General features: G+C 28.8%; 15 protein-coding genes. 1 reads left to right on the top strand and 14 read right to left on the bottom strand.

Going from position 1 to position 14,977, the window contains the following annotated elements:
- Positions 1-132 precede the first annotated feature (132 nt).
- From GFJ41_RS06265 to GFJ41_RS06225, 9 genes are all read right to left on the bottom strand, one after another.
- A complete protein-coding gene (locus GFJ41_RS06265) occupies positions 133-1,104 on the bottom strand; it encodes an RnfABCDGE type electron transport complex subunit B (protein ID WP_035114616.1) in 972 nt (323 codons plus the stop codon).
- Between the two features lie 16 nt (positions 1,105-1,120).
- A complete protein-coding gene (gene rsxA / locus GFJ41_RS06260) occupies positions 1,121-1,696 on the bottom strand; it encodes an electron transport complex subunit RsxA (protein WP_021428592.1) in 576 nt (191 codons plus the stop codon).
- An 11-nt stretch (positions 1,697-1,707) separates the two neighbouring features.
- Positions 1,708-2,304, bottom strand: coding sequence for an electron transport complex subunit RsxE (gene rsxE / locus GFJ41_RS06255; protein WP_035114619.1), 597 nt, complete (start codon positions 2,302-2,304; stop codon positions 1,708-1,710).
- Between the two features lie 3 nt (positions 2,305-2,307).
- A complete protein-coding gene (locus GFJ41_RS06250) occupies positions 2,308-2,883 on the bottom strand; it encodes an RnfABCDGE type electron transport complex subunit G (protein ID WP_035114622.1) in 576 nt (191 codons plus the stop codon).
- Positions 2,883-3,863, bottom strand: coding sequence for an RnfABCDGE type electron transport complex subunit D (locus GFJ41_RS06245; protein ID WP_035114624.1), 981 nt, complete (start codon positions 3,861-3,863; stop codon positions 2,883-2,885). The genes GFJ41_RS06250 and GFJ41_RS06245 overlap by 1 nt, the downstream gene beginning before the upstream one ends.
- Before the next feature lie 18 nt (positions 3,864-3,881).
- Positions 3,882-5,216 carry an electron transport complex subunit RsxC gene (rsxC, locus tag GFJ41_RS06240; protein WP_035114626.1) on the bottom strand — a complete coding sequence of 445 codons (1,335 nt, stop codon included), beginning with the start codon at positions 5,214-5,216 and terminating at the stop codon, positions 3,882-3,884.
- Between the two features lie 164 nt (positions 5,217-5,380).
- Complete coding sequence (locus GFJ41_RS06235; RefSeq protein WP_170074909.1) at positions 5,381-6,325, bottom strand: SPOR domain-containing protein; 945 nt, start codon at positions 6,323-6,325, stop codon at positions 5,381-5,383.
- 62 nt (positions 6,326-6,387) lie between these two features.
- Entirely contained in the window at positions 6,388-7,140 is a 753-nt protein-coding gene (locus GFJ41_RS06230) for an endonuclease/exonuclease/phosphatase family protein (protein ID WP_081949191.1), read from the bottom strand.
- 69 nt (positions 7,141-7,209) lie between these two features.
- Positions 7,210-7,818, bottom strand: coding sequence for a hypothetical protein (locus tag GFJ41_RS06225; protein ID WP_035114630.1), 609 nt, complete (start codon positions 7,816-7,818; stop codon positions 7,210-7,212).
- A 364-nt stretch (positions 7,819-8,182) separates the two neighbouring features.
- Between GFJ41_RS06225 and rocF the strand changes: the two genes are divergently transcribed.
- Positions 8,183-9,085 (top strand): arginase, encoded by a 903-nt coding sequence (gene rocF, locus GFJ41_RS06220; RefSeq protein WP_035114634.1) that lies wholly within the window; start codon positions 8,183-8,185, stop codon positions 9,083-9,085.
- Between the two features lie 55 nt (positions 9,086-9,140).
- Here the strand turns inward: rocF and GFJ41_RS06215 are convergent, their stop codons facing one another.
- The 5 genes from GFJ41_RS06215 to polA are packed head-to-tail and all read right to left on the bottom strand — an operon-like array spanning position 9,141 to position 14,887.
- On the bottom strand, positions 9,141-9,353 hold the full coding sequence (locus GFJ41_RS06215; RefSeq protein WP_035114636.1) for a heavy-metal-associated domain-containing protein: 213 nt from the start codon (positions 9,351-9,353) through the stop codon (positions 9,141-9,143).
- A 52-nt stretch (positions 9,354-9,405) separates the two neighbouring features.
- Positions 9,406-11,103, bottom strand: a complete 1,698-nt coding sequence (locus tag GFJ41_RS06210; protein WP_035114639.1) for an ABC transporter substrate-binding protein — start codon at positions 11,101-11,103, stop codon at positions 9,406-9,408.
- Entirely contained in the window at positions 11,090-11,659 is a 570-nt protein-coding gene (locus GFJ41_RS06205) for a lytic transglycosylase domain-containing protein (protein ID WP_021428621.1), read from the bottom strand. The genes GFJ41_RS06210 and GFJ41_RS06205 overlap by 14 nt, the downstream gene beginning before the upstream one ends.
- Positions 11,652-12,254: a dephospho-CoA kinase gene (gene coaE, locus GFJ41_RS06200; protein ID WP_021428603.1), complete on the bottom strand. Its 603-nt coding sequence runs from the start codon at positions 12,252-12,254 to the stop codon at positions 11,652-11,654. Before coaE ends, GFJ41_RS06205 begins: the two co-directional genes overlap by 8 nt.
- Positions 12,255-12,262: 8 nt before the next feature.
- Positions 12,263-14,887, bottom strand: a complete 2,625-nt coding sequence (polA, locus tag GFJ41_RS06195) for a DNA polymerase I (protein WP_170074908.1) — start codon at positions 14,885-14,887, stop codon at positions 12,263-12,265.
- Between the last annotated feature and the right edge of the window lie 90 nt (positions 14,888-14,977).

Below are 14,977 nucleotides of genomic sequence, written 5' to 3'. Positions count from 1 at the left end.
TTTAGTTTATCATTATATTGTAAAAAATTCAACGTTAATGTCGAACGTTTTTGTTACACTCTAGTTACAATTTTTATTTTTTCTAAAAAAATAGGAGATATGGAAAATATCCATATCTCTATAATATCCACATTATAAAATTTTAATAGCCTTTTTAGGACATTTTTGAACGCATAGATGACATCCTACACATTTGTCTGTATCTACCTTATGCTTTTCTTTTAACTCTCCTGAAATTGCATCAAACTTACATTGTTTTTTACATATAGTACAACCTACACACTTATCTTCTTCAATTGTAACTTTTTTTCTATCATTTAAATTACCCTTTATAGCTTTTGTTGGACATTTCTCAACGCAAATCATACATTGTACGCATTTACTATAATCTATTTTAGCTATTTTATCTTCTACATGTATAGCATCAAATGGACATGATTTTGCACATATTCCACAACCTATACATCCTACACTACACTTATCTTTTACTGTTTTCCCAAAATCTTTACTGTTACAAGATACAAATACTTTGTTTTTAACAGGTTTTTCAGTTATTAATCCCTTAGGACAAACATCCATACACTTACCACAAAGCACACATTTTTCTTCATCTATAACAGCTACTCCATCTATCAATTTAATTGCATCAAACTGACAAACACTTACACATGTTCCAAGTCCTAAACATCCATATTTACAATCTTTAGAACCTCCATTTAAAGCACTTGCTGCTCTACAATCATTTATACCTTCATATAAATATTTTTCTTTTGAAACAGAGCAATTTCCGCTACATATAATGTTAGCTACTTTCTTTTCCCCTGCTTCTGATGATACACCCATTATCTCTCCTATTTTATCTGCACATTCGCTACCGCCAACAGGACAACCATTTACAGGTGCATTTCCTTCAACTATAGCACTTGCTAAACCTCCACATCCTGGGAATCCACATCCTCCACAGTTTGCTCCAGGTAATACTTCAAGTATTGATTCTACTCTTTCATCAACTTCAACCGCAAACTTCTTAGAAGCATACGCTAAAATTGCTCCAAATATTAACCCCATTACACCTAAAACTAAAATTGAATTAATTATAGCCAATTATCTCACCCCTAACTTATAGCTTTATAAGCCCTGCAAAGCCTAAAAATGCTATAGACATTAAACTTGCTGATATTAGTGTTATTGGAAATCCTTTAAAACTTTCAGGAATATCTGCTAATTCTAATCTTTCTCTTATCCCTGCAAATAAAACTATAGCTAAAGTAAATCCTACACCTGCTCCAAATCCATTTACCATAGTTTCAACTAAGTTATATCCATTTTGAACATTAACTAAAGCTATACCTAAAACTGCACAGTTTGTAGTTATAAGGGGTAAAAATACTCCTAGTGCTTGGTATAAAGATGGACTCATTTTTTGTATTACCATTTCAACAAACTGAACTATAGATGCTATTACTAATATAAACGCTATTGTTTGTAAAAATTGATTATTAGTTATTTCTAATATTTTTTGTACGAAATATGTTATAAAAGATGCTAGAGTTAAAACAAATGTAACTGCAACACCCATTCCTACTGCTGTATCTACTTTTTTAGAAACTCCCAAGAATGGACAAATACCTAAAAACTGAGATGTTATAACATTGTTAACTAATACAACACTTAAAAATAAAAGTATTAAATTCATATATATCCCTCCTAATTAGCTTTCTTATCTTTTAATTTATTAAACCCTGCAAGTAAAAATCCTAATGTTAGGAAAGCTCCTGGCGGTAATATAAATAATAAAGCTGGTTGGAAAGATGCTCCAAATAGTGCAAATCCAAATAAACTACCATTTCCAAGTATTTCTCTTATTGCTCCTAATGCTGTTAATGATAACGCAAATCCAAGACCCATACCTAATCCGTCAGCTGCTGACTCAACTGGTTTATTTTTAGATGCAAAACTTTCTGCACGAGCTAATATTATACAGTTAACAACTATTAATGGTATAAATAACCCTAGTGCTTTATCAAGTGCTGGAATATATGCTTTAAGCAACATTCCAACCATAGTAACAAATGTTGCGATTACTACTACGAAAGCTGGTATTCTTATCTTAGATGGCACAAATTTTCTCATCATGGATATAGCCACGTTTGAACAAATTAGTACTGCTGTAGTAGAAAGACCCATCCCTAATCCATTTATAGCTGAAGTTGTAACTGCTAATGTAGGACACATACCTATTACTTGAACAAGCGTTGGGTTTTCATCTATTAATCCATTTTTAATTATTTTTCCTAAACCCATGTTTTATTCCCCCGTTCCATTAATTGATATAAGTTTTTGTTCATATACATCCATAGCTGCATTTACACCAGCTGTTACAGCCTTAGAAGTTATAGTTGCTCCAGATATAGCTACTATATCATTTTCATTGCTAGCATTTCCCTTTACTACGTTTAATGGAGTTTTAGTGCTTTTACCATTGTATTGATCTTTAAATGAAGGATCTGCTGACTTTGATCCAAGTCCTGGTGTTTCTGAATGGTTTCCTACTTTTACTCCTGAGATTTTACCATCATTAGAAATTCCAACCATAACTTCAACTTTACCTCCATAACCTTTAGGTGTTGTCTTTATAGTATATCCAACTACTTCTCCACCTTTTGTACCTTGGTAAACTTCTTCTATTAAATCACCCTTTACATCTTTTACTTCACTAAATTCTTCAGCTACTTGAAGAACTTCTTGTCTAGATTCATTATTAGCTTGAATATTTCTTTGTTCTATAACTGGTGCAGTTATATTATTTGTTAAACTTAGCATAAGCGATGCTACAGCACATATTACAAATAATATAGCGCCTAATCTAAATATATCCTTCATTATTTAGCCACCTCCCCAAATACTCTTGGTCTAGTGTATTTATCAATAAGAGGAGTCATTACGTTTACAAATAGTATAGAGTAAGATACTCCTTCTGGATAACCTCCATAAAGTCTTATTACTGTAGTTATAATCCCTGCTACTATTGCATATATAATTTGACCTTTTTTAGTCATAGGAGAAGTTGTATAGTCTGTAAGCATAAAGAATGCTCCTAACATAAGTCCTCCAGCTACCATTTGATACATTACAAACTCAAAATTAAATCCACCTAATATAAACATTAATATTGCTACTGTAGCTATATAAAATACAGGAATTACGTAATTGATTATACCTTTGTACATTAAGTATAATCCTCCTAATATAAGCAATATCGCAGATGTTTCACCTATACATCCACCTATATTACCTACAAACATATCAAAAAGGCTTACTCCACCACTGTTTAATACATTTATACCTTCAGCTCCTGCTTTTAATGCAGCTAAAGGTGTTGCTGTTGTAACTGCGTCTAAATTGCCTGAATTAACCCAGTTTACTCCAGTTTTTGTCCACGTAGTCATAGCTACTGGAAATGATGCTAGTAAGAATGCTCTTGCCCCTAATGCAGGGTTTATAAAGTTATTTCCTATTCCACCAAATACCATTTTTACAATTATTATTGCAAATGCCGAACCTGCTAAACACATCCACCATGGAAGAGATGCAGGAACATTGAATGCCAATAATAATCCTGTTACGACTGCTGAGTAGTCGCCAATAGTAGATTCTTTTTTGCTTATTTTTTGGCATATCCATTCAAAGCCTACAGCTCCTAATATGCACCAAAACATTACGTTAATAGCACTTAATCTAAAGAAATATATACCAGCTAGCGCTGCAGGTAAAAGAGCTATTATAACTTGTTTCATTATATATGATGTATCTTCATTACTTCTCACATGTGGAGAAGATGACACTATTAGTTTATTATCCATCATATTTCCCCCTAACTTTTACTTATTTGATTGCTTTCTTTTTAATGCAATTATTTCTTTTTTAGCTACTCTAATTGATTGAAGTAGAGGTCTTCTTGCTGGACATATAAATGAACATGATCCACACTCTATACAATCTAGCGCTCTAAATTTTTCAGATGATTCAAAATCTCCTTTTAAGCTATATGCACTTATGTATAACGGTTGTAAAAATGCTGGACAGACATCTAGACACTTACCACATCTTAAACAGTTATTAGGTTTAGGAATAGTCGCTTCAGCTTCATCTAAACATAATATTCCTGATGTACCCTTATTAGTAGGTATGTTTGTAGTGTATTGAGCTATCCCCATCATAGGTCCACCCATTATTATTTTTCCAACTTTTTTATCAGTTTTAAGTCCTCCACACTCTTCTATAATTTCAGAGAAAAGTGTTCCTACTTTAGTTACAAGATTTTTTGGTTCTTGTATACAATTTCCAGTTATAGTTGTTATCCTTTCTACAAGAGGCATACCTGTTTTTATAGTTTTTGCTATTTGTGCAGCTGTACCTACATTGTTTACAACAGCTCCTGCATCCATTGGAAGTCCACCTGATGGTACTTCTCTATTTGTGCAAGCATATATAAGTTGTTTTTCTGCACCTTGAGGGTATTTAACTTCAAGACCTACAACTTCTATATTATTTATTTTGCTTGCTACTTTTGTAATAGCCTCTATTGCATCTGGCTTATTTACTTCTATTCCTATGTAGCCTTTATCTACATTTAATGCCTTCATAAGAACTTGTAATCCAAATACAACATCTTCTGGATTTTCAATCATTAATCTGTGATCTGCCGTTAAATATGGCTCACATTCTGCTCCATTTAATATGACAAAATCTATCTTTTTATCTGGAGGTGGAGAAATTTTTACATGTGTTGGGAATGTAGCTCCTCCCATTCCAACAATGCCTGCTTCTTTGATACTTTCTATTATTTCTTCTTTTGTTAAACTGTCTAAACTCCCTTTAGGCTTCACACTTTCGTGCACAGTATTTTTGAAATCGTTTTCTATTATTACACATGTGCTTACTCCCCCAGGAACGTCAATATCTTTTATTCCTATTACTGTTCCTGACACTGATGAATGAATGTTTGCAGATACAAAACCTTGCATTTCACCAATCTTTTGACCTACACAAACCACATCACCTAATTTTACTATAGGTTTTGCTGGTGCTCCTATGTGTTGTTGCATTGAAATGTATACAACTTTAGGATCTTTAGCTTTTTCTAGCGGTTTGCTGTTGGTATACTCTTTTCTGTATGGAGGATGTATCCCTCCTTTGAAAGTTAAGAGCTTCATACTTCTACCCCCTTATGGCTTAATTTAAACTTTTTTCTATTATAAGTATACTATATCCATAGTAATATTTTAACAATCGTTAAAATATTATCTTAATTTTAATCTAAAAAACAACTTTTTTCTAGAATTTTTTCAAAATAAAAAAGTTGTTTTTTAAACAACTTTTAAATAGATTTAATAGAATTTATAAAGCTATAATATCCTTGCATAGATGACATTAGTAAACTTTCGCTTATATTAAATTGGTCTTTTTCTACCATTTCCATGCTATTTTTTGATTTATCTTTTACAGACTCTGTATACTTTAGTAGATTTTCCTTAAATCCTTTCATTCCATCATAATCAATATCTTTTGCATTTTTTTCAACTTTATCTAAAATAGATAATCTATTATTAATTATATTTTTATAGTTTTCTTTATCTATATTACTTTCATTTTTATCCCATAATTTAGATTCTTCTTCAAAGTTAGTTATTAAATTATTTAACTCCCCACAGATACTTTCTACATAAGAATACTTTTCTGTATACTGCAAGCTAAGCATAGGTATTTCTAATTTAGTTACAAAAGCATCTGGAAAATCTTTTTTTAATGTCTCTAAATTCTTTCTGCTTTCTTCTTCTTTAAATGAAGGATATGTTTGAACCTTTTGAACTTTGTCTACTTCAACAGTAGAAAATGGTACTTTTAATTCACTTAATTTATTTTGTATTTGCTTTAACTCTTCTTCATTATCTATTGCAGCTATTTGAATTGAATATATTCCCCAATCTTTAACAGTTGCTACTTTTGCATTTTCATTACTAACATTTGATACTTCTTGTTCTTTTTTCACTTCTTTATCTTTACTTTTACCTGCTGTTTTTCCTTCTATTTTCGAATCATCGCCTTTTCCTAATAAGTCTTTATATGAAAATTCTTTAAATCCTAACTCTTTTTTATTGAAAATATTTAAACTGCTTATCTTTTCTGTAAAACTAAAATCAGATTTTTTTATAAAAAATGCTCCTCCTGCTAATACGACTACAACTAGTCCTACAGTTATACCTTTTGATATATGGTTTCTTCTTCTATTCATACCTCTATAGATATTTCTTCTCTTATTCATTAGTTTGTCCCCCCGTTTAAATATATTTACTAATATATATTCAACAAAAAAATGATTTATTCCTAAATTTTAAACTTTGATACTATAGGATAATGATCTGACATGTTTTTCATTAATACATCGTAATCTATAACTTCAATATCTGGTGAAACTAAAATATAGTCAATTCTATCTAATGCAGTTGAAAATGTTAACGTGTTATCTTTATTCACTTTTGTTGCTGCATCTTTAAAAATGTCTTCATTTATATTCATATTGCCATCATTAAAATCTCCCACAACTATGTATGGATCCTCTAAACTTTTAACAAAAGATTCTACTTCTTTTAGTTGTTTCTCTCTCTCTGTATCATTTAGTCCTAAGTGTAAATTTATGATATTTAATTTTCTTCCAAATCCTAATTTAACCACGGTGTGTAGCATTCCCCTTTGCTCCGTTTTGCTGCTTAAATATATATGGTTTTGGCTTATTATTTTGTATTTAGAGTATGTTGCAAGTCCATAATTTGCCCCTAATTTAACTACATTTGCTCCAAAATGAGAATACATATCCAAATCTTCTTTTAAACTACTTACTTGAAATCCTGCTTTTGCTGATTCATTTACTTCTTGCAAACATATAATATCTGCATTTTCTATTCTTAAAAAATCAATTATATCAAATAAACTGGGAAACATATCTTTATTTAAACCACTATGTATATTATAACTAACTATTTTCACTTCCTTTTTTGGTGTAAATTTCTTCACTTCTAAAAAGCAACTTCCAATAATTATTATAATTATAAAGATTATAGCCCATAGCTTTTTTATCATTTTGTAATCATCCCCTAAATCTAATTGATTCTAGTTGTTAAAAAACTTAAGACGCTAATATATAGCGCCTTAGTTTTTAATTTTACTTAGTTTATCCTTTATTATGCAGTTTATAACTTTTTTTCGTATATCTTCTGCACCTTCTTCTTCTTTAGTATCTATATTTAGGATTTTTGCAATAGACTTCATATCATTTCTTGCCCTTGACTTATAATTTTCAATTAGATAATTTTTAATTTTTTCTGGCTCTAATATATAAGTGCTGTTTTTCTTTGTATAGTATATATATTTTTTATTGTAATAATCTTTATTTTCATATATATTAGTCGATACTTTTTTTAATAGTATCTTATATGATTGCTTCGCATTTACACTCATTCCTAAATATCTAGCAAATTTTATTAACTCTGCTTTTGATTTGAAAATTTCTTCGCCTTTAATTATTTTTGCAATCTCACTTATATTTTGTTGATATGCTCCTCTTTTTAAAGTTTTTATATATGTTTGTACATTTAAATCTTCATCATGAAACTCACTTATACTTTCATCTATAACCGAATTTATCTTACCTTCAATATACCTCAAAGCCCCTTTATTAGAGGTTGAGCCTTGAAATTCTTTTTGGGTCATATCAAGTATAATTTTTTTTAGGTCCTCATTATGTTCTATAGGCTCCATGATATCCCCCCCTTTGATACTTATATTATATTCAATCAATCAATAAAAGTTTCTTTTTATAAGTATTATATAGTTTTATATATGTATTAATCTCATATTATATATCTATTAATATAATTTTTATTTTAATATTTATGTATATATTTTTCTTATTTGTCAAATAATATTAATGTAAATCAAACATACTCAATCTCCCCAATTTAGACTTCTATTATTTCCCCCAATAGAAGTCTTTTTTTTTACGATTAATGAAATTGAACTTCATAGCATAAATAAAACTAAATTTTTATTAATTTGATTTTTCTCAAATTCATTATGGTAAAATATAACACGGGTAGAGATTAGATATACAGGAGGGTTAGTCATGAATATAAATATTATAGGAGTACCTACATTTTATGGTTGTGATAAATTAGGACCTCAATTAGGTCCTGATAAATTAAGAGAAAAAGGAATCATACAAACAATAAAAAAGTATAACCACCAAGTTTATGATCTTGGTAATTTATATGTTGAAAGTGTTGATGAAAGCGAAAAATTTGCTTCTCACTCTGATATGAAGTACTTTAAACCATTATTAGATATAAACACCAATCTTGCACATGCTGTAAATACATCTTTAAAAACTGGATATTTTCCACTTATAGTTGGTGGTGACCACTCTATAGCTCTTGGAAGTATTTCTGGTGTTAGTGAATATTTTGATAAAAAATTTGCAGTGGTATGGTTTGATGCTCATGGAGATATAAATACATTTGAAACATCCGAATCTAAAAATGTACACGGTATGCCATTGGCTTCTTTAATGGGATATGGTCATAGTGAATTAAAAAACTTATATACTGAAAATATTAAGATATCAGAAGATAACGTTTATCATATAGGCGGTAGAGATATAGATTCTGGAGAAAAAGAGTTTATTCAAAATACAAATATGAATATGTACTATCCTGAAGATCTAGCTAATAAAGGGTTAGATTCTATAATAAGTTGTATTTTATCTAGTTTACATAGTAAAAATATACAAGCAATACATATTAGCTTTGATTTAGATTTTATAGATTCTAAATATGTACCTGGTACTGGAACTAGAGTTGAGAATGGTTTTACCGTTGATGAATCTAAGTATCTTCTTTCTAAACTTTTAGAATCAGGTTTAGTTAAGTCAATGGATTTAGTTGAACTTAATCCATCATTAGATAAAAATGATATTACCGCTGACATAGCCATCGATATAGTAGACACGGTTTTCAAAAACTTAAAATAGATATATTATTCTTAATCATAAAAAAATACCAGTAGTTTCCTACTGGTATTTTTATTTATTCTATTCCTTTTAATTCATATCCTAAATCATCTATTACTGCTTTTATCATGTCATCAGATACATTATCATTTACTTCAACTAAAGCACATTTATTTTCTAAACTTACATCTATTACTTCTAAACCTTTTATATCTTCTTGTAGAGCTTCTTTAAGATGTCTCACACAATTCATACAACTCATTCCATCTACTAATAATTTTTTTCTCATATGTTATCACCTCTGTATTTTTAAAATCTTAATTCTTATATACCCCTATATATTATTCTTTAAAACCTAGGTTGTATATACCTTCATATATATCAAAGTCATTAGGTTTTAAATTTCCTGTTATTCTTTTATTTGTTACTAAATAATCATCAGTTATACCTAAACTTACAAATGCTACATTGTCATTAACGTATTTTTGAATAGATTTATATATACTCTTCGTATCATCTACACTCTTAGAACTTTTTAATGAATTTAGATAATTCGTTAATTTTTCATTAGTGTATCCACTGTAGTTTATTATATCTGTAGCATCTGGCACTGATGATAATTCCCATCCAACTAACGCTAAATCATATTCCTTTTTATCTAATGCTTGAGCTAATGCATCACCTTCAAGTTCTTCTACAGTAGATTTTATTCCCATCTCATTTAGGTTTTCTCTTATTAAGTGGGCAGCTTTAACTCTTTCACTATTTTCTTTATTTACAACTATTTTTAAATTTAAATTCTTAATAGCTTCTTTTAATTTCTCACTTTTTTCTTTTTCTTCTCTTGCTTTCTTAGCTTCTTTTGATTCTTTATTCGCTTCATTTTCTTTTTTATTAGTTTCTTCTTTTTTGTTGTTCTCTTCTTTTTTAGAAGTATCATCTTTACCTGCAGCATTAGAATTAACTTTATCTATGTCTATTTTGCCTAAACTTTCTTTAGCTTTTTCAACATTATATCCTATTGGTTTTATACTTGAATCATAATATTTAGACTTAGAATGTAATGGGAAATTAACATCTGATACATTCCCTAAATAAGCCTCTGATAGAATTTTCTTTTTATCTATACCATATGAAATTGCTTTTCTAAAATTGATATCATTCATTATAGGATTACTATAATTAAATATCATATATTCATATCCTCTTCCTTCATAATTAGTAATTTTAAATTCATCTTCTTGGAATTCACTTAAATCACTAATTCCAACCTTAGTTATATCACTTGATAAAGCTAAAGTCATAGAAACTTGAGCTGCCTCGTCTGGTACAATCATTACATTAATCTCTTTTTTTGCATCTTTTATTTTCTCTTTATCATAGTAATCTTCATTAAGTGTTAATACCATATTAGATTTTTTATTAAATTTAGATATTTTATATGCTCCACTTCCAACCATGTTATTTTTATAATCTTTTGACTCTGCTGCATTTAATCCACTTAATTCTGATTTACTAACTATAGGAAATATTAAATTATCTATAGAAAATGCATATGGTTGAGTAAAGTGTATAGTTAAATTTTTATTATCTGTAGAAGTTACTGATGATATATTTTCAACTAAAGGTTTATACGAACTATTTTCTGACCTCTTTATTGAGTCTATTGTGAACTCTACATCATCAGATGTAACAGGCTTACCATTATGCCAGTTAACATCTTTTAATTTTATATTTATACTTCTACCGTCGGATGCCATAGAGTACTCCTCTACTAATTGTGGAACGGCATTATAGTTACTATCTATTGTAAATAAGCTATCATAAACTAAATCTAAAATATATCCAACAGATTGATTGTTATTATTTATAGGATTTATTGTTTCAGGATTTACCATAGATAAATGTATATATTCTAAATTATTGTTTTCACTTACATTTTGCTTTTCATTTTTGTCTTTGTTACTATCACTTTTGCCACACCCAGAAACAGCAAGCATAATAGTCATAATAACCGTCACTACTTTAATTCTTTTCATTAGCTTCTTCCTCTCCATACAATGACTTGTAAATAATATAGTTCTCTTTAACTTTGCCTAAGTAATTTTTGGTTTCATTAAATGGTATTTCATGTAATTTATTACCATCTTTACTATAAGCTTCATCATTTAACCATTTATTTACATTCCCTGATCCTCCATTATAAGCAGCTATAACTAAATCTAAATCATTAAATTCCTTATATAACTTACTCAAATACCAACAACCTATTTTTATATTAGTTTCAGGATCAAATATATCAACTTTTCCTAATTTCAACTCATCTTGTGCCCATTTTTGAGTTATATCACTTATTTGCATCAATCCTTTGGCCTTTTTATTGGATATAGCGTTTTTGTTAAATTTGCTTTCTACTTTCATTATACTATATACTAAATTTTCATCTATTGAAAACTCTTTAGAGTATGTCTCTACATATTCCTCGTATAATCTCGGATGTAATAATTTTAACACCAATTTTTGTCTTATTGATATTACTCCTAAAACTAACAACATAAAGATTATAAATATAGTTATATATCTTTTTTTATTCACACCATTTCTCCTTTATATGTGTTATTAGTTTACTTGCATCATAGATTAGCTTCTCTCTATCCCCTGAATTATCGATTATATAATCTCCAAATTTAATTTTTTCAGATTGACTCATTTGTGAATTTATACGACTCATAGCTTCATTCTTTGTAATATTGTCTCTGTTAATTATTCTTTCTAGTTGAATATTTTCATTACATGTAATAACAACTAACTTATCTACCAAATCTAAAAAGTTTCCTTCTATTAGTAAAGCCGCATCAACTATCGCAATATCTTTATTATTTGATTTTATGTTATTTATTTTTTTTATTATCTCTTTCTTTATAGCCGGATGAGTCAGTGAGTTTAATTCAATTAACTTTTTATCATCATTAAAAACTATTTCACCAAGTTTTTTTCTATCCAGAGTTCCATCGTTTCTTTTTATATTATCACCAAAAGTATCAAATACCTCTTTTAGTAAATCACTGTTATTCATAATTTCTCTAGATATTAAATCCGCATCAATTATATCAAAATAGTTTTCTTCTAGAATTTTTGACAAACTGCTTTTTCCACAGCCTATATTTCCTGTTAGTCCAATTACCAACATCTTATCACCTACTTTGTTTCATACCAAGAGTCTCCGGTATTTAAATCTACATCTAAGTTAACATCCATAGATACAGCATGTTCCATTTCATCTTTTACAATCTTAGATACTTCTTCTAATTCATCTTCAATGCATTCAATTATAAGTTCATCGTGAACTTGAAGCACTAATTTGGATTTCAAATCTCTTTCTTCTAATTTTTTATACACATTAACCATAGCTATTTTTATGATGTCAGCGGCACTTCCTTGTATCGGCGCATTCATAGCCAATCTTTTCCCTAAATTTTTAAGTATTGTATTAGAAGATTTTATTTCCGGTATATATCTTCTTCTATTTAAAATAGTTTTTACGTATCCATCTTCTTTTGCTTCTTCAATTGTACTATCCATATACGATTTTATATCTTCATAAGTATTTAAGTAACTATCAATATAGTTTTTTGCTTCCTTAACTGGTATATGTAAATTTTTAGCTAATCCAAAATCACTTATACCATATACTATACCAAAGTTTACTGCTTTTGCGGCACTTCTTTGCTCACTTGTTACATTATTTATATCAATACCAAATACTTGTGATGCAGTTTTAGTATGAATATCTACGTTATGGTTAAATGCATCTATCATATGCTCATCTTGACTCATATGTGCTAGAACCCTTAATTCGATTTGTGAGTAGTCTGCATCTACTAATTTAAAGCCTTTATCTGCTATAAATACTTTTCTTATATTTCTACCTAATTCTAACCTTACAGGTATATTTTGTAAGTTAGGATCTGTAGATGAAATCCTTCCAGTTGTTGTTATTGTTTGATTAAATGATGAATGGATTCTGTGACTTATAGGATTTATTATATTTATAAGCCCGTCTACATAAGTAGATTTTAACTTTACAATTTGTCTATATTCAGTTATCTTGTCTATAATTTCATGCTTATCACTTAAGTGTTCTAATACTTCAGCATTAGTTGAATATCCTGTTTTAGTTTTTTTAATTACTGGAAGTTCTAATTTTTCAAATAAAATAACACCTAACTGTTTTGGAGAATTAATGTTAAATTCTTCTCCTGCAAGATTGTATATTTCTTTTTCTAGTTTATCTATAGATATTTTAAATTCTTCTCCTAATTCTATTAATTTATCTTTATCTACCATAACACCTTCATACTCCATATATCCGAGCACTTCTACTAAAGGCATTTCTACATGGTAAAACAGACCGTCCATATCCATATTAACTAATTTTTCTTCCATTTTAGGAGTTACTTTTTCAACTAATTGAACTATGCTTCCAATTGTATTGTCTAGTTCTTCTTTTTCTAGATCTTCATATTTTTTTGCTTTAACGCCCTTCCCTAACAATTCTTCAGATGATTTTATTTTTTGTCCAAAATAGTTCATCGCAATTGAATCATATGTATAGTTAGAGCTGCTAGAGTCTATTAAATACTCTGCTATAGCTATATCAAAGTAAATATTACTTAAAGATATTCCATAAGGTCTTAGAGCTATATAATCTTCTTTTAAGTTATATCCATAAACTCTTAAATCTTCATCTACTAATAGTTCCTTTATTTCATCTATTTGACTTTCATCAGCCCAAAATAATTCTTCTCCATCAACACTCAAATAAATTTGCATTATGTTTTTTTCTAGAATATTTCCGCTTTTAGAAATAGTTTTTAATATTAGCTTTTTACTATTTTTTGCTTTGTTTATAAATTCTTTAACGTCTTCAAGTTTATTTACTATTACTTTTAATTCTTCTGCATTTGAATCCAACCTAGCTATTAAGCTGTTGAAATCAAGTTCATTAAATACCTCTATTAATTTTGACTTATCATAATTTCCAAACTCAAGTTTATCTAAATCAAAATCAATTGGAACATCTCTAATTATTGTAGCTAACCTTTTACTCATTATAGCAAGCTCTTTATTTTCTTCGATTTTTTTCCTAGGACTTCCTTTTACTGAATCAATATTTTCTATTATATTTTCAATACTTCCGAATTCTTTTATAAGTTTAATACCTGTAACCTCTCCAATTCCAGGGACTCCAGGTATATTATCTGACTTATCTCCCATAAGCCCTTTTAAATCTATAAATTGAGTAGGTGTCATTCCATACTTTTCCTCAACTTCATTGAAATCATATTCTTCAACTTCTCCTACTCCTTTTTTAGTTATAAGCGTAGTTGTAGTCTTTGAAGCTAATTGAATTGCATCTTTGTCTCCTGTGACTATATAAACTTTATATCCATCTTGCTCTGCTTTTAAAGATACAGTACCTATTATGTCATCAGCTTCATATCCTTCAATTTCTAAACGATTTATATTAAATGCATCTAATAAATTTTTTAACGGCTCTAACTGTTGTTTTAATTCATCTGGCATTTTTTTTCTTCCAGCTTTATATTCCTTATACTCTAAATGTCTAAAAGTCGGAGCTTTTTTATCAAATGCAACACTAATATGTGTAGGTTTATATGTATCTATCAACTTAAATAGCATATTTGTAAAACCAAATATTGCACTTGTATGTAGCCCTTTTTTATTAGTTAAATCAGGCAATGCATAAAATGCCCTATTAACAATTGAATTTCCATCTATTATAATTAACGTTTTTTCCAAATTTATCACTCCTAATTATTTATCCTCTCTATTATTGCCAATTCGTATTATATTTAATATTACCATATTATTGAATGTATATTAAGGCTA

Origin of the sequence: Paraclostridium dentum, assembly GCF_012922555.1 — a bacterium.
Taxonomy (GTDB): Bacteria; Bacillota; Clostridia; order Peptostreptococcales; family Peptostreptococcaceae; genus Paraclostridium; species Paraclostridium dentum.
This window is presented reverse-complemented; position numbering and strand designations above follow the sequence as displayed.